Genomic DNA, 22965 nt, shown 5'->3' on the forward strand with positions numbered 1-22965 from the left:
TTAGTGTTATCACCTAGCCATTCCATGCTTCTGGCGCGAATAAATAACCTTGTCCCCATACTGTTTTAATACGAAACGGCGTTTCAATACTATCCCCCAGTTTTTTGCGTAGACGAGATGTGCGAACATCAATTTTGCGATCTTTGCCATCAAAATCGATGTTGAGTAGATATTGATAAATATATTGACGACTTAATACCTGACCTGCCTGTGAGGCTAACAGCCATAACAGCTCAAATTCATGGTTGGTAAGGTCAACTTGTGTATCGCCTAGTCGAATCGTTTGCGTATGCGGATCGATACTGAGCTTGCCAAAATTAAGACAATGAGACTCTGGCTTATTAGGCAAAGCTTGGCGACGAAGTAAATTATTAATTCTAGCCACTAATAATGCTGGTTCAACCGGTTTCACGACGTAATCATCTGCGCCTAATTCTAAGCCTTTAATTTGATCTTCATTGGTGCCCAAGGCACTCATTAATAAAATAGGGCCGGAAAAATAATCGGCTAACTTTTCGCAAAGACTGAATCCATCAAGTCCTGGTAGCATAATATCAAGCAAAATAATGTCAGGCTTGTAGCTGATTAAACGTGTCAATACTGTGTCGCCGCGACGTTCTACTTCAACATGCATGTCATGGGTTTTTAAGTAATCAACAATCAGGTTGGCTAGTCGAATATCATCTTCAACTAATAAAACTCTGTGGGTAGATTGTGGTTGGGTCATTAAAATAAGCTCCAAGGATTTCGATAGCGTCTTCTGATTTGTCGAGATGATGCTTTATTGACCTTTAATTTTACGCCCGCAAGCGTGATGTTGTCGTGTTTACTGACAAGTATAAATTGGATGTCTTTATCTGTTTTTATGGTTAAATTGACCGATTTTTCGTTTGGGTTGTCCGAACACCATCTCGGTATGCTTGGGTAGTCTGAAATAATGCATACGAGTTCTTCATTAACGAAATTCCATGTGAGTAAAAGGTCTATCTCACAGTAATCAAACTGATCATCAGTGAGGCAAAAATTTGGCATAGCATTTAGCTGCACTTGATGTTTAAGAGGCTCTGCCGTTGTTGAAAAAACACTCATAAACAAAACTGATATACCAATAAGCTGATATAAAATGCTGATAGGATGATATTTCAAAACTAAAACCTATAAGCTACGCCAACAAAATAACTTTGACTGTTATCTTGATTGACTAATGGACTATCAGTTATTTCATCAGACAAGGCTGTGTAACGATATGCCATTAAAATATTCCATTGCCCATTAAGAATGTAGCGGGTGGTGAGCTCCATCCCTTTATTCCAGCCTGAATGAGCTTGGTATTGCTGGCTCCAATAGTTATTCTCGTTTTGTCTAACCCCATAATAATATTGAATAACTTTAGCACTTTTCCAGTCAGTTCTTAGGGCTAGGTCAAATACCCATTGCTTAACCGCTAAGCCGTAATTCCAACTAATATGTGCAGTGTCACCATTATGAACATTGAACATGTCATGGGCATAAGCTACTTTAAAGAAGCCAAAACGAGCATAGTAGAAGGCTTCAAGACCACCATAAAAGGTAAATTTTCGCCTTTCTAAACTATTAAACACTTTAGGTTCACTGGTTCTAGGTAATGACGATAACCCCATCGGCATAGTGTTTAAATTGTCTGCAGAGCTTCGGCTAAAAAAAGGTTACTCGGGTCCCAATCATAAAAGAAAGCTCTGTCATCACTATAGCTGGTGATGAGGTTGAGCGAATACTTTTCGGCTTCTTGCAAACTATATCCAAAGTTGCCGTTATCAAAAAACCACTGCTCGCCGTAATAGGCTATCGATGGTAAGACATACAGTGGAATGTCATCATAATCTTGCAATGGATTGGTTTTCTGGCCAAAACCAATGGCGATAGATATGTCCCACTCACCTTCAGTGATACAGTCTCCTGAGACTAAACAAGGGTGATCTGTTTCTGCTGCTGCAGTAAAGTGCGCGCCGAGAATCAGCATAAAAATAACTGTATGGATATATTTAAGCATAGGTGACGGCATAACCTTATATATGTTTAATATTAAGATGTTGATATTTAAAGTTATTGAAACTAAGTCGTTAAATATGAAGCTCGTAATAAACAGTATGTTATCACTATCTCTCTATTGCATTAATAACTAACCCATGACTGATACAAAGTGTTACGAGTGAGAGGCATTTAAAAAGGGCTGGGTTTAGCTTTTGATTGCTTTCCAGAACAATTGAAAACTAGCTTGCCTGTGTAAGTCATCACACCCTAGTTCAGGATGATCAGTAAAGAAGCGGATTGCTGCTAAGTATTGTCCATGACAGTTTTCAAGTAGCAAAGGGAGCGGGTAGTGGCTAATTAGATTTTGTTGTTGACCTTGTTCAATTAACTCGACAACAAACCCTAATATGCTATTCATTGCTTGTTGCCGCGTAATGGGATCTATTTCCGCTGACAGTGAAAATTGCAGGAAAAACTTTTGTTTTATGGGGTGAGTAATCGCCCAATCAATGGCATTTTGCCACAGACTATTTGCATCTTGTTCTACATCATTTATGTATAGCGTATTAAGGGTTATTGCATCAGCAAACTCTTGTTTAATATCTAGAAAGAGTTGATTGATAATACTGTTTTTAGAAGGGAAGTGATGAAATAAGGTGCCGGTTGCCACGCCCGCAGCTTTGGCTATAGAAGCTGTTGAGGTGGCATGAAAACCTTGATTGACGAAAAGCGCTAACGCAGACGCTAAGATGGCTTGTTTCTTATCAGTTTGTTTGTTATTCGCGCTTTTAGTCATCACAAGGATTATTCCTAACGTAAAAAGAACTTCATTAACATCTTTTGAATCACAGTACCGTAAGGCGGGTGAACTAAAATGCCCGAGTTGATTTTACCGCTATTTAATACTGTTTTTGCATGACTAAAGGTAAGGAAGCCCTCTTTACCGTGGTAATGGCCCATACCTGAAGGTCCAATGCCACCAAAGGGTGCGTCATCAGCAGCCACATGAAATACGGTATCGTTAATGCAAACGCCACCTGAGTGGGTATGATGTAAAATATTATTTTGAGTCTTACCGTCAAAACTTAAGATATACAGTGCAAGCGGGCGATCGCGTTGATTGACATAACCTATCGCTTCATCTACCGATTGATAGCTAATAATTGGTAAAATAGGACCAAAAATTTCATCTTGCATCACTAGCATATCGGCATTCACATTGGTCATTAATTGGGTTGCTAGTTTTCGCTTGCCAGATGTGACTCTGCCAGTAGAAGCTGATATGACAGTCGCTCCCTTTGCCTTGGCATCATCAATCACTTTCGTTAAGCGTTCAAATTGGCGATCATTAATAATATTGCCGTAATCTGGGTTGCTATCAAAGTCAGGGTACATTTTGTTAAATCTTGCTTGGTAGGCTTGTATAAATTCGGCAATTTTATCTTCAGGGCAAAGTACATAATCAGGTGCAACACAAATTTGGCCTGCATTTAAGCATTTACCAAAAATTAATCGCTCTACAGCGGTTTCAATAGGCATGTCAGGGGCAATAATAGCCGGTGATTTACCGCCAAGCTCTAATGTCACTGGGGTGAGATTTTCTGCTGCAGCTCGCATAACATGACGGCCAACAACCGTTGAGCCAGTAAACAGAATGTGGTCGAAAGGCAGCGCTGAGAATTGAGCTGCTACATCAGCTTCACCTTCCACTAATGCGACTTCATTTTGATCAAAAACCTGTGCTAATAAGTCCCGCAATACTTGATTAATGTGTGGGGTGAACTCAGACATTTTTAACATGGCTCGATTACCCGCAGCGATAGCGGTGATCAGCGGACCAATTGATAACATCACTGGAAAGTTCCACGGCACAATAATGCCTACAACACCTAAAGGTTGATATTGCACAGAGACTTTAGAAGGCGAAAGTAATAAACCTGCATGGCGCTTACTAGGTTTCATCCAGGCTTTAAGATTTTTTAGGGTGTAATTAATGTTATTAATACAAGGCATAATATCGGAAATGACAGTATCGTTTTCTGAGCGGTGGCCATAGTCATTATTGAGTGCGGTGACTATTTCTTGCTGATTTTGCAATAGTGATTGCTTTAGTTGTTTCAGTTTAGCCACTCGCGACGTATAGCTTGGAGCAGGCATTGATAAATATTGGCTGCGTTGGGAATGAAGCAATTGCTGTAGTGGTGATAACTGTGAGTGTTCAACGGCCATATTCATAAGGTAACTCCTGCAAAAAGAATCGAAAATACGGTTAAATATAAACCGACTGATTAGTCGGTCTAATTTTAAGGGGGTTTTACTCGATATGCAATAACTGTTGAGTATTTGACCAAGATCACTTAGACGTTGTGATAAAAGACTACACTTTAAATAAGGCTACATTTTTTAAGGAGGTTATTATGCGAAGTAAAACGATTTTATGGCCGACAGATTTTTCTGAGACGGCGTCCCATGCACTGCAATATGCCATTGAAATGGCCAATCTGTATAACGTCAGCATAAGAATCTTGCATGTGGTTGATCAACCTTTTGGTGATGAAAATTATATGATCTTAGCGGTAACTCCAGAAGAGTTAGCTAAAAGCATGGAGGAGGCTGCGGCACAAAAAATGCACTCTTTGCTCGCTAAGTTAACTATTACTACTCCAGTTGAAACCATTGTCCGTAGAGGTGATGCTGTCACAGAAATAGTCGCTGAAGCTAATTCAGGCGATATAGGTATGGTTGTGATAGCCAGTCATGGACGTACAGGTTTTGCACATTTTTTACATGAAAATGTTGCTGAATCAGTCGCCAATCAAGCAAGTTGTCCGGTACTGGTGGTCAAATAGTGCAATTGTAGAAATGATTTAGATGGTCTCAGTTACTTCCCCATTAAATCTATCCTCTATTATTAATACTTAACCGTCATTAGCACCAAGACCGACTATTTATTGGCAAAATTAGTACTCATCTATAAAAAGATGACTTAGATAAAAAGATGACCTGGATAAAAAAATAACTGTGCCACAATAGTCAGTGGCACTCGTTATTTTGTTGAGTGTTAAGTGATGCTTGGTAATTGCTAAATCCACTGCTTATATTGAGTTGAAACGGTATTGAGTGATCGGGCTATTAATGTGTTTGCCACTTCAATAGGTATATAAGGCAGTATAATAGCACCACTTGCTAAACCTAATTCTAAATAGGCAAGTTGCTGTGTTTTTTGTCTTGCTGTCTGCGTGACTTTCACGTGTTGTATTTTTTCAAATGGAATTCGTTTCCAGTCTCGTCCTAGTAACCCGCTGTGTTGCCAAACTGCATCTTGTTCTAGCACATATCCCCATCGCTTATAGCGAATATAAAGCAGTAGGCTCACTAATATGGCTGCAACAAACGCGAACTCAACCAGTTTGATGCCTATATCCAAGGTGAAAAATAGGCCAAGTAAAATACTAAAGGGAATAAATGGCAGCCATATTCTTTTATATAACCAAGCAATATTTATCCCAGTGTAGTCGGTCGGTAATGTAATAACTGAAGGGCTTAATGAAGGTAACATACTGAATATCGATTCTATTTCAGTATTTTTAATAGAAGGGATAAGCATATGTTGCTTGGTTCTCTCCTCCACTTCATTACCTTTTACTTGCTTCAAAAACAGCGTCCAGCGGTTAACAAAGCGCGCTAATAACGGTTGTTGAAAATGGATAACCTGAATGCGCTTAATCGCTAATGCATCTTGTTGATGTGCAATAACCCCGCCACTACGTTGCAATGTCTGTTGATGTTTATCGAGTGAATATGGATGATATTTGAGTACTGAGGCTAGAACTGAAATAGCCGAAAAAAGTAGGTAACCCATGATAAATAAACTGCTAATCATGATTAATTGCAGCATGAAACTATCATGTGTGGCTTGGTTTACCCATTCTATTGATGCTTTAATTAAGGGAGATTGAGCGACTTTCTCCCACTCAATTTGTCCAGCTACAGGACCTGCAATAATGGCGAACCAAATAAAGTTATTTTGATAAAAACCAAATATGATCAGCTCCTTCAAGCTTCGTTTTATAATCGGTTGGTCCGAGGTCGTCGCTTTCATCGCTATTTTGCTAGTTTCATCATCCTTGCTTGTTACTGTTTCACTGACATTATTTAGCTGCAATAAGTGCTGCTTTAAAATCTGCGCATGTTGAGCGTCAAGGGCAGTTAGCTTGGCTTCATCTTTACTTGAACCAGCGGTTTCTATGACTAAAACGGCAAGTTTGAGTGGCTTGAAATAAAAAGGTTGTTCAAAACGAATATTTTGAATTCGATTAAGAGGGATTTCATCTTTTTTAGTGAAAAACAGCCCTCGTTTTACATCGAGTTGCTCTGTACTTATTCTGTAGCGAAATTTTCGCCATTGAATGAAGGCAAATGAGGTCAATAAAATAAGTAAGACTATGAATCCATCAATAACCCACACAATCGATACATCGTTGCTCCAACCAGCATAAAAAATTGGGATTAAAGCATAACCGTTACTTAGAATGTTTTTCAGCGAACCGAACACAAAGCTTAATATCGACCAAGGTGATAATGCTTTCCAATCAGTTAAAGTCGGCGTTTGCTTGATGTTGGCTTGTTCATGTGCGCTTGATGGTTGATCATCAGTCATGTTGAGGATCCAAATCAGTATTTAACACTTGTTGTTCTATTTGTTGGTTCTGCGCCGCTTGATGCAATAAATGCTGGCGAAGGTGTTCAGCTACTTCCGCCGGCAATCCGGGCAAATTTATTTCGGCTTCACCTGATCCCGCACTGAAACATTTTAGGGTAATAAGTTGGTATTTTCGTTCAAGTGGCCCCTGAGATAGATTAACGTGTTGTAACCGTGTGTAGGGTAGTGCGGTTGTTGATACCCAAAATAAGCCTTGTTGCATAATAAATTCATCTTTAAATACGCCATAGCAAACCGTTAATGCTTTTAAATAAGTCAATCGAGTAGCAAAAGCCCCAATGGCTACAATAATAGGCAAAATAATAATTTGACTGATCAAATCCAAGGGTGAGGCCAGTATTATATAAATACAAGTTACTATGGCTATTGCGCCAAATAATACACCACTGGTGTAGAGTTGCAGCTTAGGATAATTGTCGTCCACCTTATTTAGGACTAAATCCTGTAAAGGCGTTAGCTGAGTGGGATTCAATAAATCACCATGATCATAGCTTGTTAATGCAGGTGGCATCTGGCTGTGTATATCTGGATTAGTCATTATGTCTCATCAGTCATTAAAACTTGAAAGACACTATATCGACATTTTATGTCACATGATAGAGGGGTGATTGGTTGTAGTTTGTTTATTTGTAATCAGCTTCTTCCGATGATTGTTAGCATTTTTAGATGATAGTGATGTTCCATTTTAGGTGATAATTAGGTTTTATAAATGATGGAGCAGAGTGGCACACATGACGTTAGATTTATTTACTGATCACGATCCTAACATTAAGTTACCTCCAGTGGTGCACCAGCCAGATTTTCTGTCCGAGCGTCAGCAAAGGCTTTTATTACAAGAAGCGAGCGATTACCCTTTAACTAAAATAGAAATTGAGGTGTATGGAAAGAAGCACTTTATTCCGCGCACACAGGTTTGGTTTGGTGATGAAGGGTGTGATTGTCGATACTCTAAAACTTTGATTAATCCCTTACCTTGGCCACCAGTATTGTCAAAATTACGGCAAACATTATTACAAAAGTGCCACTTAGACTTTAATGCCGTGTTGGTTAATCGGTATGCTAACGGGACAGAATGTATGGGCTGGCACAGTGATGATGAGCCTGAAATTGTTGCTAATAGTGCTATTGCATCCATTACACTTGGAACATGTCGCGACTTTGTTGTGCGTCATAAGGCATCTCAACAAAAAATGTCATACGCTTTGCAATCGGGCGATTTATTGATTATGCAACCTGGGATGCAGCAAACTTGGCAACACTGTTTGCCTAAGCGTTTAACGGTCAATACTCCACGTATTAATTTTACTTTTAGGCAGATAACACCTTATTTTTACCAGCTATGAATTACCCACAATGTGTTTTATAAAACAGCACATAAGGTTTAAAGGGTTATCAAGACGCGGCCTGTTTGGTGTCAAAAACATCAGCCGCTATTCTCGCGAATTAATAATTCTATCTTTGTTTCTTGTTGAGTTAACATTTTATCGCCACAGTGTTTGACGTTTACGTTTTAACCCAGTACTCTTCGATTTTTAAGAGCCCAAGAGTAGGTCGCTATGTCAGTTGCACAGACTATTACTGATAAACTGAATCAGTCGTTTACACCATCACATCTTGAAGTGATTAATGAAAGTAATCGCCATCATGTTCCACCTAATTCAGAAACCCATTTTAAAGTGGTCATCGTCAGTGATCTATTTGATGGGCAGCGTCCATTAGCGCGGCATCGCAGCGTGAATGCGATTCTAGCTGATGAATTAGCGAATGGCGTACATGCATTATCAATTAATACCTATACTGAAGCAGACTGGCAAAGTCTTGCTGAAGTTCCTCGAACCCCAAACTGCAAAGGGTAATAGAGCCATTTAAAACCTCACTGATTAGTGGGGTTTTTTATTGAATTAAACTTCAAGTTAGCATAACTATTCTTTTGCGATCTAAGCTTGATTACCTTTACATTAACGCTATATTTATACGACTTGCTTGAGCTGATTGCGCCATTTGTCAATAAGATAAAAGGGACACTGATAATCAAGTGCCTATTTCTGTATAGAGAAACCATTGAGGTTATGTTTTAATCGGATGCCGAAACAGCAAACGGCTGAAAAACTATCACAATTAATCACTATAAGTCTTAGTTGAGTTTAATTCATGCTGGTAGAGAGTTGTGCATTGTTGATGGTATGATGATTCTGTTATCGTTAAACGTGTTGACCATTTTGAGTTGTTTCAAGTTAGCGCGCCCTTATCTTTGGAGAACACAATGCCGTTATTAGATAGTTTTACTGTAGATCACACTCGTATGAATGCTCCCGCTGTTCGAGTTGCCAAACATATGAGCACTCCAAAAGGGGATGCAATCACCGTATTTGATTTACGTTTTTGTGCTCCTAATAAAGACATTTTAAGTGAACGTGGTATTCATACTTTAGAGCATTTGTTTGCAGGATTTATGCGTGATCATCTTAATGGCGACAATGTTGAAATTATCGATATTTCACCGATGGGTTGTCGTACAGGGTTTTATATGAGCCTTATTGGTGAGCCAAACGAGCAACAAGTTGCAGATGCGTGGCTAGGCGCAATGGAAGACGTATTAAAAGTGACTGAGCAAAAAGATATTCCGGAATTAAACGAATATCAGTGCGGTACTTATGAGATGCATTCACTTGAACAAGCACAAGATATCGCCAAAAATATTATTGCTGCTGGTGTTAGCGTAAATAAGAATGATGATTTAGCATTAAGTGGTGAGATTTTAGGCACGCTTTAACGTCAGTTATTACACAAAAAAAAGCGGCTTAGGCCGTTTTTTTGTGCCTAAAATTAACTAATTTTTAACAGCTTGTGGTTGATGCTGTTTTTATGTGGATTAAACCGTTATTGTATATAGCATTAACAGTGCATTTTATAAGACAAGATAGAATACGGAGATTGATATGTCTGATCGCTCTTTTAGCGTTTCAATGGTGGCCTCAGCAGTATTATTAATGCTTGGCAGTTTTCCAAGTGTAGCAAGCACAGTAACGGAGTCTATTGAAGATAAAAACTCCCGTATTGATTTACAACAAGATGGAGTGTCAATATTTCATTATCGCCAATCGGCCAATGTATTGGCCAAAGCTGGTGTGACGGTCCTTCCCAATGTTGAACATGCGCAGAATGCGATTTCAATTCGTGGTGCAACCAATGGCGTTGCAATATTACAAGATAATATTTTTTATTCTGCGGCGCCTTATTCTGGCCAAAACCTTGTTTCTCAACCGAACTTATTTCTCCAATCGGCAGTCTCAACCAACAAGCACACCAATGTAAACTCAGGTGGGCAGGGCGCTTTTGGGCAACTTAATTATCTGACGGCCAAAATCAGTGAGCGTGAAACTGATGCGATTATTAATATTGAAGCCGATCAAGATGGATCGCCTGCTGGGGGCTTAATTGTCAGTGGCAAAACCAAGCAATATGGCATGTTATTGGGCGTTGATTACCAAAAAGATGATACAGATGCAGGGCTCAATACTAGTATTGATAATAAACATCAAGCCACAGATATCCTGTTTAAAATCAACGCTGACAGTTTAGTCGGTGCTAGAAATCCACAAAAAACAGAGTTCAGTTATCATTTTACTGATACGACACTTGATAATAGTGATATTGGATTAACCCTCTCAGATTTTACCACATCGGCTAATAATCGCTATGCAGCGACAACGTTGGATTTTGATCAAGGTAAGCGTCAACGATATGCTCTAGCGCATCAAGTTAATTTATCAGGCCAGTCGATTATGTCGACAGACTTTTATTATCAAAGCTTTGCTCAACGTGGCCATAACACGTTAACAATCAATGACGAAATAATTAACCGTCAGTTGTTACAGGTATTATCTGATTTTGAAACCAATCCTACTTCCCAAGGCTTACCCACAAGTGCAGTGGTTGCCAATAACGATTTTGATGGTTTTGGTGTGCAGACGAAGGGTGTCAGCCTTTATGGCGCTCATGAAGTAACCTACCAAGCGCGTTATCATAGTGATAAGGCTGAAATGAAAGTGGCTAAAATAGATTACTTATTAAGTGAAAATTTAGGCCTCAATGCACTGGATGTGCAATATGGTATTGGTGATTATACGGATGATGCAGATGCATTTACTACGTCGGTTAATACCAAGCTGAACTATGATGCCTGGTCAGTAAATTTCGGCTTAGGTTACGAAAGTGTGAGCGTGACGCGTGAGTTAGGTGACAATGCAGATTTATTAACCGCGACTGACTTTTCTGATGATGGCTGGTTACCTTCTGTTGAACTTGCTTATAAAAAGGATGCCTGGCTATTAGCATTAAGTGCTAAACAAGCCTGGACCGCTGCTGGTGCCGGTAATGCCGAGCAATTAGCACAAGAGGCATTACAATATCAACTGGCATTAAATTATCAACAAGAAAATTTCAATGTCGGTTTATCGACTTATATGCATGACTTTGACAATCAGCATATGACCTGTAAATTGGGTGTTAATTGTGTTCCTTTGCAGGAGGCATTACAGGTTAATTTACAAGATGTCTCTGTTGCAGGTGTAGATTTAACGATTGACTACAAAATGGACTTTAATAGTTTCTCTATTCCAATGGCGTTAGATTATAGCTATACCCAAGCTGAATTTGGTCAGTCTAGCTGTGATGCCGTTGTTGGTTGTTATGCTGATGGCCAACAATTGCCTTGGGTGCCAGAGCAACAAGTTAGCGCCAGTATTGGTCTGGTTATGGGCAAGTTTAGTATTTTTGCTAATGGCTTGTATCAATCAGAAACTGGCAGCGTGTTTACCTTAGGGAATTATGGTATTGACTCGCAACTTAAAATTGATTTAGCAGCGCATTATCAAATGACTCAAGCGCACAATGTCTATGTCCGCATAGAGAATTTGTTAGATGAAGAGTTAATCGCTAAAAATTATCAGATGGGAATGTTATCTCAAAGTGAAATGACAACCTACATTGGTTATCAAGGTAAATTCTAATTCAGATTGTAAATTTTACACCTGTCAACTAGCCTGCTTATTATAGGTTAGTTGGCTAATTATCCGCTGGGCAGTGTTCTGGTTGATAAATAATCATTTCATCTTTAAAGATAGTGTAAAGCTCATGCTGAAATAGCATGGGCTTTATTTCTAATCCTTCCTATTTTAAAAATATTACTTTTAAAATTAATGCTATATTTTAGTTTGCATGGAACAAAATATGCGCTTTAGACCTAATAAATAATCGCCAGTCGCTTTGTACTATATTACAAGACTAAATTGGTGCATTGGTTTGAAAACACCTATTATTTTCGTGGCGATAGTCTTATATATGGGGTAAAATGCGCGCGACCAGCGTGATTATGATCGCATTTCCGTGTTAAACCTGCGCTAGCTCCAGAATGAGGTGTTTTTTAACACATTGTTTTTGTAGCGGAACGTGGCGCATTGTCTTTCCTTCAAACGTAGTGCTTGTGGATATGATTACAATTAAGAAAGGATTGGAACTACCTATAACAGGTAGACCAGAGCAAGTTATCCATAATGGCCCAGCCATTAGATACGTAGCTACTTTGGGTGAAGAGTATATTGGCTTACGTCCAACGATGAAGATTAAAGTGGGCGATAAAGTACAAAAAGGCCAGGTTCTTTTTGAAGATAAGAAGAATTTAGGCGTTAAATATACGGCTTTAGCCAGTGGTACTATTTCCGAAATTAACCGAGGTGCTAAACGTGTACTTCAGTCTGTTGTCATTGAAGTTGAAGGTAACGATTGTGTTGCGTTCAATAAATATGATGCTGGCTCATTAGACACGTTAGACTCGCAAGTTGTTCGTGATAATCTGATTGAATCAGGTTTGTGGACGGCATTGCGTGTGCGCCCATTTAGCAAAGTGCCTGCAGTTGATGCTGCTACACAAGGCATTTTTGTCACTGCTATCGATACACAACCTCTTGCTGCAGATCCTGTGGTAGTCATTGCCGAATATAAAGATGATTTTGCCAATGGCTTAAAAGTGCTTGCGCGTTTAACTGAAGGTAAAGTGTATTTATGTAAAGCATCTGGTGCAGATATTCCTGCAGCAAATGCCCAAGTGGCTGAGTTTGCTGGAAAACACCCTGCAGGGCTTGTCGGTACACACATACATAACATTCTTCCAGCTTCAGCTACTCGTAGTGTTTGGCATGTGGGCTATCAAGATGTTATTGCTATTGGCCAATTATTCACTCAGGGCACTTTAAATACTGAGCGTGTTATTGCCATTGCCGGTCCTAAAGCAAAACAGCCTCGTTTAGTTCGTACTCAAGTAGGCGCAAGCATTACTGAGTTAACGACAAATGAAGTTGATGAAGGCAAAGTTCGCGTCGTTTCTGGCTCAGTATTAAACGGCCGCTTAGCAATCGGGCCTCATGCATACTTAGGTCGCTACCACACGCAAGTTAGCTTACTTGAAGAAGGTTACGAGAAAGAGTTATTCGGCTGGGCTATGCCTGGGGCGGATAAATTCTCAGTCACTCGTGCATTTTTAGGTCACTTAAGTCCTTCTCGCTTATTTCCAATGACAACTAGCACTGGTGGTTCAGACCGCGCTATGGTGCCGATTGGAAACTATGAGCGGGTAATGCCACTTGATATTCTTCCTACCATGTTATTACGTGACTTAGTGTCGGGTGATTATGATGGCGCTGTGAGACTGGGTGCTCTTGAGTTGGATGAAGAAGATTTGGCGTTATGTACTTTCGTATGTCCAGGTAAATATGACTATGCTTCATATCTACGTGACTGCTTAGATACGATCGAGAGGGAAGGCTAATGGGCTTGAAAGATTTTATCGAACGTATTGAACCGCAATTTGAAAAGGGCGGCAAATACGAGAAGTGGTATGCACTTTATGAAGCGGCTGCCACGGTATTTTATACTCCAGGTAAAGTGAACAAGGGTAGAACCCATGTTCGTGATAACATCGATCTAAAGCGTATTATGATTACGGTTTGGGCGTGTACGTTTCCAGCTATGTTTTTTGGTATGTACAACGTGGGTCTTCAAGCGCAAGTGGCATTAGTTGCTGGCTTCGGTACTCCAGATGTTTGGCAAGTTGGCTTGTTTGAGTTATTTGGTGCTCAGTTAACCGCTGACTCTGGGATCACATCATTGATGTGGTATGGCGCGTGCTTCTTCTTACCTATCTACGCGGTGACTTTCGCTGTCGGTGGTTTCTGGGAAGTATTATTCGCTTCAGTCCGTGGCCATGAAGTAAACGAAGGTTTCTTCGTGACTTCAGTGCTATTCGCACTAACTTTACCTGCAACGATTCCTTTATGGATGGTGGCGTTGGGAATTACATTCGGTGTTGTGGTTGCTAAAGAAATCTTTGGCGGTACAGGCCGTAACTTCCTTAACCCTGCGTTAGCGGGTCGTGCATTCTTGTTCTTTGCTTACCCCTTAAGTATGTCTGGTGACACGACTTGGGTTGTTGCCGATGGTTATTCTGGCGCAACATCACTAAGCTTGGCTGCACAAGGCACATTTGATTATGCTAACAATGCAAAATGGATTGATTCCTTTATGGGTTTCATTCCTGGCTCGATGGGTGAAGTTTCTACCTTTGCTATTTTGCTGGGTGGTTTAGTCATTATTTATGCTCGCATCGCTTCATGGAGAATCGTTGGTGGTGTTTTCATAGGTATGGCTGCTATTGCAACATTATTAAACGTAATTGGTAGCGATACTAACCCTATGTTCGCAATGCCTTGGTATTGGCACTTAGTGTTAGGTGGTTTTGCTTTCGGTATGATGTTTATGGCGACTGATCCTGTATCAGCTTCATTTACCAATTCTGCAAAGTGGGCTTACGGTCTGTTAATCGGTGCGATGGTAGTGTTTATCCGTGTGATTAACCCTGCATTCCCTGAAGGTATGATGTTGGCTATTTTGTTTGCCAACTTATTTGCCCCATTATTTGACCACTTCGTCGTGCAAGCAAATATCAAACGGAGGATCGCACGTGGCTAGTAATAAAGATTCGTTCGGTAGAACGCTATTTGTTGTTGTCGGCTTATGTCTTATCTGCTCAGTGCTTGTTTCTACCGCTGCTGTGGTATTAAAACCTATTCAGCAAGAGAACAAGTTACTTGATAAGCAAAAGTATATACTTGAAGCGGCAAGCCTTATTAATACTAAAGAAGGTAAGGTCACTAAAGCAGATATTCTTAGCAAATATAATCAATATGTTGAAGCGCGTTTAGTCGACCTGAAAACCGGTGAGTTTGTCGAAGGTGACGCTAATGCTTATGATCAACGTAAAGCATCACGTGATCTAAGTACTTCATCAATTCCTGAAAATGACATTGCCTCGATCAAGCGCGTTGCCGATAAAGCGGTAGTGTATTTGGTTCGTGATGATAATGGTAAATTAACAAGTGTTATTTTACCTGTTCACGGTTACGGCTTGTGGTCAACCATGTATGCGTTCTTAGCATTGGAAGCTGACTTGAACACGATTCAAGGCTTAGTTTATTACGACCAAGCTGAAACTCCGGGTTTAGGCGGTGAAGTTGAAAATCCAAAATGGAAAGCCTTGTGGAACGGCAAACAGTTATTTGATGAGCAAGGTAACTTTGCGATCAGTGTAACTAAAAACCCTGCAGTGGCGAGCACTGTTTACGGTGTTGATGCACTTTCTGGTGCAACATTAACCAGTAACGGTGTACAACATTCATTGCAGTTTTGGTTAGGTAAAGAAGGCTTTGCAAGCTTTATCGCTAAAGCACGCAACGGAGGGTTAAGCTAATGGCTGACGTTAAAGAACTTAAACAGGTTCTGACTGGACCGATTATCAATAATAACCCAATTGCCTTGCAAATATTGGGTGTATGTAGTGCCCTTGCTGTTACCACAAAGCTTGAAACTGCACTGGTAATGACGATTGCATTAACAGCGGTAACAGCGTTTTCTAACCTGTTTATTTCGCTTATTCGTAATCACATTCCAAGCAGTGTGCGTATTATTGTACAGATGACCATTATTGCCTCATTGGTAATTGTGGTTGACCAGGTACTACAAGCTTATGCTTATGCTATTTCTAAACAGTTATCAGTATTCGTAGGTTTGATTATTACTAACTGTATTGTAATGGGTCGTGCTGAAGCTTATGCAATGAAAACGCCTCCAATGATGAGTTTTATGGATGGTATCGGTAACGGATTAGGCTACGGTGTTATTTTATTGTCTGTTGGTTTTTTCCGTGAATTATTTGGTAATGGTTCATTATTCGGCGTAGAAATCCTCAGTAAAATCTCTGACGGTGGTTGGTATCAACCTAACGGTTTATTACTGCTTCCACCAAGTGCGTTCTTCTTGATCGGCGGTTTTATCTGGTTGATCCGTACTTATAAGCCAGAGCAAGTAGAAGCAAAAGGGTAAACGCAATGGAACATTATATTAGTTTATTAATTCGCTCCGTTTTCATTGAAAATATGGCGCTGGCGTTCTTCTTAGGTATGTGTACTTTTTTAGCTGTGTCTAAGAAAGTGACTACTGCGATGGGCCTAGGTGTTGCAGTTATCGTGGTACTGGCTATTTCGGTACCTGCTAACCAAATTATTTATCAAGGTTTACTTGCTCCTGGTGCTTTAGCTTGGGCGGGTATACCGGAAGCTGATTTAAGCTTCTTGAAGTTCATTACCTTCATCGGTGTGATTGCAGCGCTTGTACAAATTTTGGAAATGGCATTAGATAAATACTTTCCACCTTTATACAATGCATTGGGTATTTTCTTACCATTGATTACTGTTAACTGTGCAATTTTCGGTGCAGTATCATTTATGGTAGAGCGTGATTATAACCTAGGCGAAAGCGTAGTGTTTGGTATCGGCTCTGGTATCGGTTGGGCGTTAGCAATTGTATTGTTAGCGGGTATCCGTGAGAAAATGAAGTATTCTGATGTGCCAAATGGCTTACGTGGCTTAGGTATTACCTTTGTTACCGCAGGTCTTATGGCTTTGGGTTTCATGTCGTTCTCTGGTGTTTCTTTGTAAGAAATACTGAGACGAAGTATTAATTTGAACCTTTAAGGAATAAGTGAATGGGTATTCTTGAATCTACTCCAATAGATGTTTATCTAGGTGTGAGTATGTTTACTGTTATCGTACTAGTTTTGGTATTAGTGATTTTATTCGCTAAGTCGAAGCTGGTTGCTAGCGGTGATATCACCATTAGTATCAATGGTGATGCAGACAAGGCAATTAAAACAGGTGCCGGTGGTAAGCTACTGGGTGCCTTAGCCAATAATGGTATTTTCGTATCAAGTGCATGTGGTGGCGGTGGCTCATGTGGTCAATGTCGCGTGATGATTAAATCTGGTGGCGGTGATATTTTGCCAACAGAACTTGATCACATCAGTAAAGGCGAAGCTCGCCAAGGTTGTCGTTTGTCATGTCAGGTCAACGTAAAAAGTGACATGGACATTGAATTAGACGAAGAAATCTTTGGCATTAAAAAATGGGAATGTGCAGTTATCTCTAACGATAACAAAGCCACTTTCATTAAAGAACTGAAGCTTCAAATTCCTGATGGCGAAACTGTTCCATTCCGTGCCGGCGGTTATATTCAAATTGAAGCACCTGCTCATCATGTTAAATATGCTGAGTTTGAAGTGCCTGAACAATATCGTGGCGACTGGGAGCATTTTGGCTTCTTCAAGTTAGAGTCAAAAGTAGACGAAGAAACAATTCGTGCATACTCAATGGCTAACTATCCAGAAGAGTTTGGTATTATTATGTTGAACGTGCGTATTGCTACGCCACCGCCACGTAATTTAACCTTACCTTGTGGCAAAATGTCTTCTTACATTTGGAGCTTGAAAGCGGGTGATAAAGTCACTATTTCGGGGCCTTTTGGTGAGTTCTTCGCTAAAGACACTGATGCGGAAATGGTATTTATTGGTGGTGGCGCAGGTATGGCGCCAATGCGTTCTCATATCTTCGACCAGCTTAAACGCTTAAACTCGAAACGTAAGATCAGTTTCTGGTACGGTGCGCGTTCTAAACGTGAAATGTTCTATGTAGAAGATTTTGACGGCCTTGCAGCTGAAAATGATAACTTCAAATGGCATGTTGCTTTGTCTGATCCTCAGGCAGAAGATAATTGGACTGGTTACACAGGTTTTATTCATAACGTATTGTATGAAAACTATCTGCGTGATCATGATGCGCCAGAAGATTGTGAGTTCTACATGTGTGGACCTCCAATGATGAACGCAGCAGTTATAGGCATGTTAAAAGATTTAGGTGTTGAAGATGAAAACATCTTATTAGATGACTTCGGCGGTTAATATCAATTAAGTTAAGGTGCTAAATTTAGCACCTTAATTTTTTTATAGATTGCAGTATGCATTAGCTACTGCAATTTTTTGTTTTATGGGATAGTTCATTATGGCGACATCAATTAAATCATTCCTGCTCATCCTGATTGCTTGCACAATTACAGCCTGTACACAGCCTGAAACAACCATTAAGTTGGAAGGGCGAACAATGGGCACCACATATCATATTACTTTGGTCAGTAACGAGCATTTGCCACAAGTACAATTGTTACAAACAGAAATAGATATGGCCCTTGAGACCGTTAATAATCAAATGTCTACCTATCGTCCGAACTCAGAGTTATCTCGTTTTAATCAGTTACAAATTAGACAAGGCGTCGATGTCTCACCCGATACTCTTTTGGTTGTAAAAGAGGGGATCCGTTTGAACGAGATAACCGACGGTGCTTTAGATATTACTCTTGGGCCGCTGGTTAACTTGTGGGGATTTGGTCCAGACAAACGTCCTACATCTATTCCAACTGCTCAAGCCATAAGCGATGCTAAAGCAAAGACAGGGATCAATGAGTTAACTATTGAAGGAACCAAGCTAGTTAAACATAATGCCGATTTATATGTTGATCTATCCTCAATAGCTAAAGGCTTTGGTGTTGATAAAGTGGCATCTTTATTAGACAAGTATCAAATAGAAGGTTATTTAGTTGAAATTGGTGGCGAAATTAGTACTAAAGGCACTAAGTTTGATGGAACGCCTTGGCGTGTCGCAATTGAAAAGCCTGCAGAAGACGGGCAAGAAGTGCAGCAAGTCATAGAACTTGATACAATAGCGTTAGCAACATCAGGTGACTATCGCATTTATTATGAAGAAAACGGCGAACGTTTTACCCATTTAATTGATCCTCGCACAGGTTACCCGATTAAGCACAAATTAGCCTCAGCAACCGTACTACACAAAAGTTCAATGACAGCAGATGGTTATGCTACAGCAATGATGGTATTGGGGACTGAGGCATCATTAGCACTTGCCAAAGAGCAAAATTTAGCAATAATGCTGATTGAAAAGCAGGAACAAGGTTATCAGGTCTTTTATAGTGAGGCCTTTAAGCCTTATCTTGATTGATCCATCCATTAAACTGGAGTCCGAAATGAGCACATTTATTGCTGCGTTTGTGGTGTTATTAGTCTTTTTCTTATTGATGTCTATTGGCTATATCATTAAGAAAAAAGCAGTGGAAGGAAGTTGTGGTGGCTTAGGAGTGTTAGGCATCGAAAAAGCCTGCGACTGCGATGATCCCTGTGACAAACGTAAACGTCGAATGGCAGAAGAAGAACGCCTCGAGAAGTTAGCGCAAAACAGAATTATCTAACTTATTTGATTAGAGTTAATAAAGTTGTATATATAACAGCGCACAAAAAAAGTGGGCTGTTTTTATATGATGACGCTGAAATTTATCGTCTTTAGCAGCATTTTTAGCTATCTGACTAGCAAGTCAGTTAAAGCTTAGGTAAGCTGTTGCCCATTATCTATGTAACATCCCTGTCGTATTACTTGAAGGTTTTAAAGTAAGTCATTCCAAACGATTATTATAGTGTTGATATTTTATCGACACGGGATGCTTTTGTTTTATGGAGATCACTTAACATGAATAAAGTTCCAATGACTGTTGTTGGTGCTGATCAATTACGCAAAGAATTAGACATCTTAAAGTTTGATCGTCGCCCTAAAATTACAGAAGCCATCGCTTCGGCGCGTGAGCTTGGTGATTTAAAAGAAAATGCTGAATATCATGCCGCACGTGAAGACCAAGGAATATGTGAAGCCCGTATTCGTGACATTGAAGGTAAACTGTCGAATGTACAGATTATTGATGTCACTAAAATAGAAAATACTGGCCGAGTTATCTTTGGTACCACTGTAAGTATCCTCAATATCAATACCGATGCTGAAGTAACTTACCGCATAGTGGGTGATGATGAAGCTGATATCAAACAGAATTTAATTTCTGTTAACTCGCCTATTGCCCGTGGACTTATTGGCAAAAATGAAGGTGATGAAGTGGGGATTGCAACTCCAGGTGGCATTACTGATTATGAGATTTTATCGGTTAAATATATTTAGCTATATAGAAATATTAATGATTACCGCTTAAGCTTACAAAGCACTTAATTAATTATTAAGTGCTTTTTTGTTATATGCTGAATAATTAATTTGCTGAATATGACAGGTGCAGTTATTATCTTAAGTTGGCTATAAGCTATTTCTAATAGCATCACATGCAGTTTACACTTTATTGGCGATTTATTGTTTACGACTATATTGAGTAATAAAACTAATTAATAGGTTAAGGTCTATATGACGTTTTCTTGGGCTAAAATATTAATGATATTGATTGTTGTGGGGTTGAGCACTAGCTTCCTTGCCACTAATCATACTTTAATATCAGCTCAATTAAATTACTCTGCTGCACCTACCTGCACGAGTTCCTCTGCTACTGCTAATTGTGTTATCGCTTACCATCAATCAAATCAGTCCGATGTTAATCATCCTCATTTGATCGTGGATAGTACCGACTCAGTTATAAATGGCGAGATTACTGCCAATTACCCATCAACAATTATCGGTACTTCTTTATTCTACTTAGTTGATATAGCAAGTGTTAACACTCAATCTACTAAGCTCCCCATCTCTAATGACTTACATTATGTTCCAACCTATTCAGCACGCTATATTAATTTAGCTCAACACCATTCGGATGAAATTAAACCAAGCTACCTTTTAGCATATGAGTTTATTTCCCCTCCAGTACCAAGTTTGGCAATTGGTTATCAAATTGATTTCAGTCCACAACTAGACTGGACTTTATCGACTGTATCAGCCCCTTCAAGGCTTTCCGGTTGGAAAGAGTCTAATTTACTCTTCGTTCATACTCACATTTGTTAAACGTATAACACAACATTAAAAATAACCATTAGCTATCGCTAATGAATTTTCCTTGAGCTGTTGATCTGCAATAAATGCAGTTATAGCTTATGGTGCATTGTTTACGTGGATTTATTATTCCACGATGTTGTGAGATCTATTGTTATGAAACCTAAGTCAAAAAAAACTCTATTAAACCATTACTCCCAGTGGAAATATTGGCTGCTTATCAGTACGTTAGTAATATTTTTTTTAAGCGCTCTTCCGTCTTGGTATGGCGAAGATGCAGCTGTACAACTGTCATCAAAATCATCACACACCTTATCCTCTGAACATGTTTATCAGGTATTAAATCAAGCGGGGATCAGCAGTAAACGCATTGAGCAAAAGCAGCAGAATGTATTAGTCGTCTTGCAAGACCCACATCAACAAATGCTTGCTAAAAACACCTTAATAAACGAGTTTGAAAAACAGGCTCAAGTCACATTATCCTTATCACCTGCAGCGCCTACTTGGTTGTTAAATATGGGATTTGAACCCATTAAGCTAGGGCTGGATTTACGTGGTGGAGTGCAGTTTTTATTGGATGTCGACTTAGACTTAGTTTTTCGCCAACAAAGTATTATGGTTGGTGATTCGTTAAAACAGTTTGTCAGAAAACAGCATATAAACGGTGTTAGCATTCACTCTGGTGACAGCGCTGAAGTCACGGTTGACCTCACTTTGCCTGAGGCGAGAGGACAAATAAGACAGTTTATTGCAGAACAATATCCGTTATGGCAGGTAACAGGACAGAAAAATACACTATTTGTAGCGCTATCAGAAAATGAGAAGGTGAAATTAACTAATTTGACCGTACAGCAGAATTTACAAATTATGCGCAGCCGCATTGAAGAGTTAGGCATCACTGAGGCTTTGGTACAACGCCAAGGCGAAAACCGTATCCGTATTGAACTGCCAGGTGTGCAGGATCCAGCCACCGCTAAAAATGTCATTGGCGCTACAGCCAGCTTAGCTTTTTATCCTGTTCTTGAGAATGGTTCAGTTAATGCGTTAGTGTTAAAGGATCAAGCCAACAATCCAATTTATGTCGCGAGAACGCCTGTATTAGCTGGAGATCATATTGTTGATGCGCGTGCCGCCACTGGTGATTTTGGCATGGCAAAAGTGAATATCAGCTTAGATTCTGCTGGAGGAAAGTTAATGTCAGACTTTTCGCGCGATAATATAGGTAAACCAATGGCCACTTCTTATAGCGAGTATAGCCGTAATAGTCTGGGGAAATCACAGCAGACGACTAAAGTTATTAGCGTGGCAACGATTCAAAGTCAGTTAGGCAATAATTTTGAAATTACCGGTGTAGGTAGCCATCAAGAAGCTCAGCAGTTGGCATTATTATTACGAGCCGGCTCTATGACTGCGCCTGTAACCATCATTGAAGAACGCACAATTGGCCCAAGTTTAGGCGCTGAAAATATTGTCAATGGTTTTGCTGCGTTAGCATTAGGTATGTCATTGACATTACTCTTTATGGCTTGTTGGTACCGGCGTTTAGGCTGGGTAGCAAATATAGCGCTAATTGCTAATATGGTGATGTTATTTGGATTGTTAGCATTAATTCCAGGGGCAGTATTAACCTTACCTGGTATTGCAGGGTTAGTGCTTACAGTGGGTATGGCTGTAGATACTAACGTACTTATTTTTGAGCGAATAAAAGATAAACTAGCAGAAGGTCGAAGTTTTGCTAGTGCTATTGACGTTGGATTTGATAGTGCTTTTTCAACAATATTTGATGCCAACTTCACCACTATGATCACCGCCGTAGTGTTATTTTCTATTGGCAATGGCCCCATTCAAGGTTTTGCGTTAACTCTGGGTTTAGGCTTGCTAACTAGTATGTTTACCGGCATTTTCGCCTCACGTGCCATCATTAACTTAGTGTATGGCCGTGATACTCGTTACGCGATAAAGGTGTAA

General features: G+C 39.8%; 24 protein-coding genes. 16 read left to right on the forward strand and 8 right to left on the reverse strand.

Going from position 1 to position 22965, the window contains the following annotated elements; all coding sequences use genetic code 11:
* Window positions 1-13: 13 nt before the first annotated feature.
* From ACRWQL_RS14825 to ACRWQL_RS14850, 6 genes are all read right to left on the reverse strand, one after another.
* The gene (locus ACRWQL_RS14825) at window positions 14-727 is read right to left on the reverse strand and encodes a response regulator (protein WP_434926913.1); all 714 of its coding nucleotides are present in this window, start codon (window positions 725-727) and stop codon (window positions 14-16) included.
* Window positions 727-1146 (reverse strand): DUF3019 domain-containing protein, encoded by a 420-nt coding sequence (locus ACRWQL_RS14830; RefSeq protein ID WP_434950763.1) that lies wholly within the window; start codon window positions 1144-1146, stop codon window positions 727-729. Before ACRWQL_RS14830 ends, ACRWQL_RS14825 begins: the two co-directional genes overlap by 1 nt.
* A gap of 2 nt (window positions 1147-1148) precedes the next feature.
* The gene (locus tag ACRWQL_RS14835; protein ID WP_434950764.1) at window positions 1149-1640 is read right to left on the reverse strand and encodes a MipA/OmpV family protein; all 492 of its coding nucleotides are present in this window, start codon (window positions 1638-1640) and stop codon (window positions 1149-1151) included.
* Between the two features lie 11 nt (window positions 1641-1651).
* Entirely contained in the window at window positions 1652-2029 is a 378-nt protein-coding gene (locus tag ACRWQL_RS14840; RefSeq protein WP_434950766.1) for a MipA/OmpV family protein, read from the reverse strand.
* 186 nt (window positions 2030-2215) lie between these two features.
* Entirely contained in the window at window positions 2216-2806 is a 591-nt protein-coding gene (locus tag ACRWQL_RS14845; RefSeq protein WP_434953395.1) for a TetR/AcrR family transcriptional regulator, read from the reverse strand.
* Between the two features lie 14 nt (window positions 2807-2820).
* A complete protein-coding gene (locus tag ACRWQL_RS14850) occupies window positions 2821-4245 on the reverse strand; it encodes a coniferyl aldehyde dehydrogenase (RefSeq protein WP_434950768.1) in 1425 nt (474 codons plus the stop codon).
* Between the two features lie 182 nt (window positions 4246-4427).
* Between ACRWQL_RS14850 and ACRWQL_RS14855 the strand changes: the two genes are divergently transcribed.
* Complete coding sequence (locus ACRWQL_RS14855; protein WP_434931356.1) at window positions 4428-4859, forward strand: universal stress protein; 432 nt, start codon at window positions 4428-4430, stop codon at window positions 4857-4859.
* 233 nt (window positions 4860-5092) lie between these two features.
* Here ACRWQL_RS14855 and ACRWQL_RS14860 read toward each other — a convergent pair whose 3' ends face one another.
* Together ACRWQL_RS14860 and ACRWQL_RS14865 are read right to left on the reverse strand one after the other, a co-directional pair.
* Window positions 5093-6670: a PH domain-containing protein gene (locus tag ACRWQL_RS14860; RefSeq protein ID WP_434950770.1), complete on the reverse strand. Its 1578-nt coding sequence runs from the start codon at window positions 6668-6670 to the stop codon at window positions 5093-5095.
* Window positions 6663-7271, reverse strand: a complete 609-nt coding sequence (locus tag ACRWQL_RS14865; protein WP_434950772.1) for a PH domain-containing protein — start codon at window positions 7269-7271, stop codon at window positions 6663-6665. The genes ACRWQL_RS14860 and ACRWQL_RS14865 overlap by 8 nt, the downstream gene beginning before the upstream one ends.
* 193 nt (window positions 7272-7464) lie before the next feature.
* Between ACRWQL_RS14865 and ACRWQL_RS14870 the strand changes: the two genes are divergently transcribed.
* The 15 genes from ACRWQL_RS14870 to secD all read left to right on the forward strand — a co-directional run bounded on the left by ACRWQL_RS14870 (window position 7465) and on the right by secD (window position 22965).
* The gene (locus tag ACRWQL_RS14870; RefSeq protein WP_434926904.1) at window positions 7465-8076 is read left to right on the forward strand and encodes an alpha-ketoglutarate-dependent dioxygenase AlkB family protein; all 612 of its coding nucleotides are present in this window, start codon (window positions 7465-7467) and stop codon (window positions 8074-8076) included.
* Between the two features lie 213 nt (window positions 8077-8289).
* The gene (locus ACRWQL_RS14875; RefSeq protein WP_434926903.1) at window positions 8290-8589 is read left to right on the forward strand and encodes a BolA family protein; all 300 of its coding nucleotides are present in this window, start codon (window positions 8290-8292) and stop codon (window positions 8587-8589) included.
* A 407-nt stretch (window positions 8590-8996) separates the two neighbouring features.
* Window positions 8997-9506: an S-ribosylhomocysteine lyase gene (gene luxS, locus ACRWQL_RS14880; protein ID WP_226413880.1), complete on the forward strand. Its 510-nt coding sequence runs from the start codon at window positions 8997-8999 to the stop codon at window positions 9504-9506.
* Window positions 9507-9672: 166 nt separating this feature from the next.
* Window positions 9673-11745 (forward strand): hypothetical protein, encoded by a 2073-nt coding sequence (locus tag ACRWQL_RS14885; RefSeq protein WP_434950774.1) that lies wholly within the window; start codon window positions 9673-9675, stop codon window positions 11743-11745.
* 479 nt (window positions 11746-12224) lie between these two features.
* Entirely contained in the window at window positions 12225-13559 is a 1335-nt protein-coding gene (locus ACRWQL_RS14890) for a Na(+)-translocating NADH-quinone reductase subunit A (protein ID WP_434953396.1), read from the forward strand.
* Window positions 13559-14758: an NADH:ubiquinone reductase (Na(+)-transporting) subunit B gene (locus ACRWQL_RS14895; protein WP_434926900.1), complete on the forward strand. Its 1200-nt coding sequence runs from the start codon at window positions 13559-13561 to the stop codon at window positions 14756-14758. The genes ACRWQL_RS14890 and ACRWQL_RS14895 overlap by 1 nt, the downstream gene beginning before the upstream one ends.
* Window positions 14751-15536: a Na(+)-translocating NADH-quinone reductase subunit C gene (locus ACRWQL_RS14900; RefSeq protein ID WP_434950776.1), complete on the forward strand. Its 786-nt coding sequence runs from the start codon at window positions 14751-14753 to the stop codon at window positions 15534-15536. The genes ACRWQL_RS14895 and ACRWQL_RS14900 overlap by 8 nt, the downstream gene beginning before the upstream one ends.
* Complete coding sequence (locus ACRWQL_RS14905) at window positions 15536-16168, forward strand: NADH:ubiquinone reductase (Na(+)-transporting) subunit D (protein WP_226413890.1); 633 nt, start codon at window positions 15536-15538, stop codon at window positions 16166-16168. Before ACRWQL_RS14900 ends, ACRWQL_RS14905 begins: the two co-directional genes overlap by 1 nt.
* A 5-nt stretch (window positions 16169-16173) precedes the next feature.
* Window positions 16174-16782: an NADH:ubiquinone reductase (Na(+)-transporting) subunit E gene (gene nqrE, locus ACRWQL_RS14910; RefSeq protein ID WP_226413892.1), complete on the forward strand. Its 609-nt coding sequence runs from the start codon at window positions 16174-16176 to the stop codon at window positions 16780-16782.
* 47 nt (window positions 16783-16829) lie between these two features.
* Window positions 16830-18077, forward strand: coding sequence for an NADH:ubiquinone reductase (Na(+)-transporting) subunit F (nqrF, locus tag ACRWQL_RS14915; protein WP_235088546.1), 1248 nt, complete (start codon window positions 16830-16832; stop codon window positions 18075-18077).
* Between the two features lie 97 nt (window positions 18078-18174).
* Window positions 18175-19188, forward strand: coding sequence for an FAD:protein FMN transferase (locus tag ACRWQL_RS14920; protein WP_434953397.1), 1014 nt, complete (start codon window positions 18175-18177; stop codon window positions 19186-19188).
* A 25-nt stretch (window positions 19189-19213) separates the two neighbouring features.
* The gene (nqrM, locus tag ACRWQL_RS14925) at window positions 19214-19435 is read left to right on the forward strand and encodes a (Na+)-NQR maturation NqrM (RefSeq protein ID WP_226413896.1); all 222 of its coding nucleotides are present in this window, start codon (window positions 19214-19216) and stop codon (window positions 19433-19435) included.
* A 275-nt stretch (window positions 19436-19710) separates the two neighbouring features.
* On the forward strand, window positions 19711-20187 hold the full coding sequence (greA, locus tag ACRWQL_RS14930; protein WP_235088551.1) for a transcription elongation factor GreA: 477 nt from the start codon (window positions 19711-19713) through the stop codon (window positions 20185-20187).
* Window positions 20188-20421: 234 nt separating this feature from the next.
* Window positions 20422-21009, forward strand: a complete 588-nt coding sequence (locus ACRWQL_RS14935) for a hypothetical protein (protein ID WP_434950778.1) — start codon at window positions 20422-20424, stop codon at window positions 21007-21009.
* A gap of 144 nt (window positions 21010-21153) precedes the next feature.
* Window positions 21154-22965: a protein translocase subunit SecD gene (secD, locus tag ACRWQL_RS14940; RefSeq protein ID WP_434950780.1), complete on the forward strand. Its 1812-nt coding sequence runs from the start codon at window positions 21154-21156 to the stop codon at window positions 22963-22965.

This window comes from Shewanella sp. HL-SH4, assembly GCF_051164845.1.
Taxonomy (GTDB): Bacteria; Pseudomonadota; Gammaproteobacteria; order Enterobacterales; family Shewanellaceae; genus Shewanella; species Shewanella glacialimarina.

What these genes read in the sequence shown, in the direction of transcription:
- ACRWQL_RS14850 (WP_434950768.1), bottom strand. Translation starts at nt 4,245, where the DNA reads ATGAATATGGCCGTTGAACACTCACAGTTATCACCACTACAGCAATTG.
- ACRWQL_RS14860 (WP_434950770.1), bottom strand. Translation starts at nt 6,670, where the DNA reads ATGACTGATGATCAACCATCAAGCGCACATGAACAAGCCAACATCAAG.
- ACRWQL_RS14935 (WP_434950778.1), top strand. Translation starts at nt 20,422, where the DNA reads ATGACGTTTTCTTGGGCTAAAATATTAATGATATTGATTGTTGTGGGG.
- ACRWQL_RS14905 (WP_226413890.1), top strand. Translation starts at nt 15,536, where the DNA reads ATGGCTGACGTTAAAGAACTTAAACAGGTTCTGACTGGACCGATTATC.
- secD (WP_434950780.1), top strand. Translation starts at nt 21,154, where the DNA reads ATGAAACCTAAGTCAAAAAAAACTCTATTAAACCATTACTCCCAGTGG.
- ACRWQL_RS14885 (WP_434950774.1), top strand. Translation starts at nt 9,673, where the DNA reads ATGTCTGATCGCTCTTTTAGCGTTTCAATGGTGGCCTCAGCAGTATTA.
- ACRWQL_RS14895 (WP_434926900.1), top strand. Translation starts at nt 13,559, where the DNA reads ATGGGCTTGAAAGATTTTATCGAACGTATTGAACCGCAATTTGAAAAG.
- ACRWQL_RS14855 (WP_434931356.1), top strand. Translation starts at nt 4,428, where the DNA reads ATGCGAAGTAAAACGATTTTATGGCCGACAGATTTTTCTGAGACGGCG.
- ACRWQL_RS14840 (WP_434950766.1), bottom strand. Translation starts at nt 2,029, where the DNA reads ATGCTTAAATATATCCATACAGTTATTTTTATGCTGATTCTCGGCGCG.
- ACRWQL_RS14845 (WP_434953395.1), bottom strand. Translation starts at nt 2,806, where the DNA reads ATGACTAAAAGCGCGAATAACAAACAAACTGATAAGAAACAAGCCATC.
- ACRWQL_RS14825 (WP_434926913.1), bottom strand. Translation starts at nt 727, where the DNA reads ATGACCCAACCACAATCTACCCACAGAGTTTTATTAGTTGAAGATGAT.
- nqrM (WP_226413896.1), top strand. Translation starts at nt 19,214, where the DNA reads ATGAGCACATTTATTGCTGCGTTTGTGGTGTTATTAGTCTTTTTCTTA.
- greA (WP_235088551.1), top strand. Translation starts at nt 19,711, where the DNA reads ATGAATAAAGTTCCAATGACTGTTGTTGGTGCTGATCAATTACGCAAA.
- ACRWQL_RS14875 (WP_434926903.1), top strand. Translation starts at nt 8,290, where the DNA reads ATGTCAGTTGCACAGACTATTACTGATAAACTGAATCAGTCGTTTACA.
- ACRWQL_RS14865 (WP_434950772.1), bottom strand. Translation starts at nt 7,271, where the DNA reads ATGACTAATCCAGATATACACAGCCAGATGCCACCTGCATTAACAAGC.
- luxS (WP_226413880.1), top strand. Translation starts at nt 8,997, where the DNA reads ATGCCGTTATTAGATAGTTTTACTGTAGATCACACTCGTATGAATGCT.
- ACRWQL_RS14835 (WP_434950764.1), bottom strand. Translation starts at nt 1,640, where the DNA reads ATGGGGTTATCGTCATTACCTAGAACCAGTGAACCTAAAGTGTTTAAT.
- ACRWQL_RS14890 (WP_434953396.1), top strand. Translation starts at nt 12,225, where the DNA reads ATGATTACAATTAAGAAAGGATTGGAACTACCTATAACAGGTAGACCA.
- ACRWQL_RS14870 (WP_434926904.1), top strand. Translation starts at nt 7,465, where the DNA reads ATGACGTTAGATTTATTTACTGATCACGATCCTAACATTAAGTTACCT.
- nqrF (WP_235088546.1), top strand. Translation starts at nt 16,830, where the DNA reads ATGGGTATTCTTGAATCTACTCCAATAGATGTTTATCTAGGTGTGAGT.
- nqrE (WP_226413892.1), top strand. Translation starts at nt 16,174, where the DNA reads ATGGAACATTATATTAGTTTATTAATTCGCTCCGTTTTCATTGAAAAT.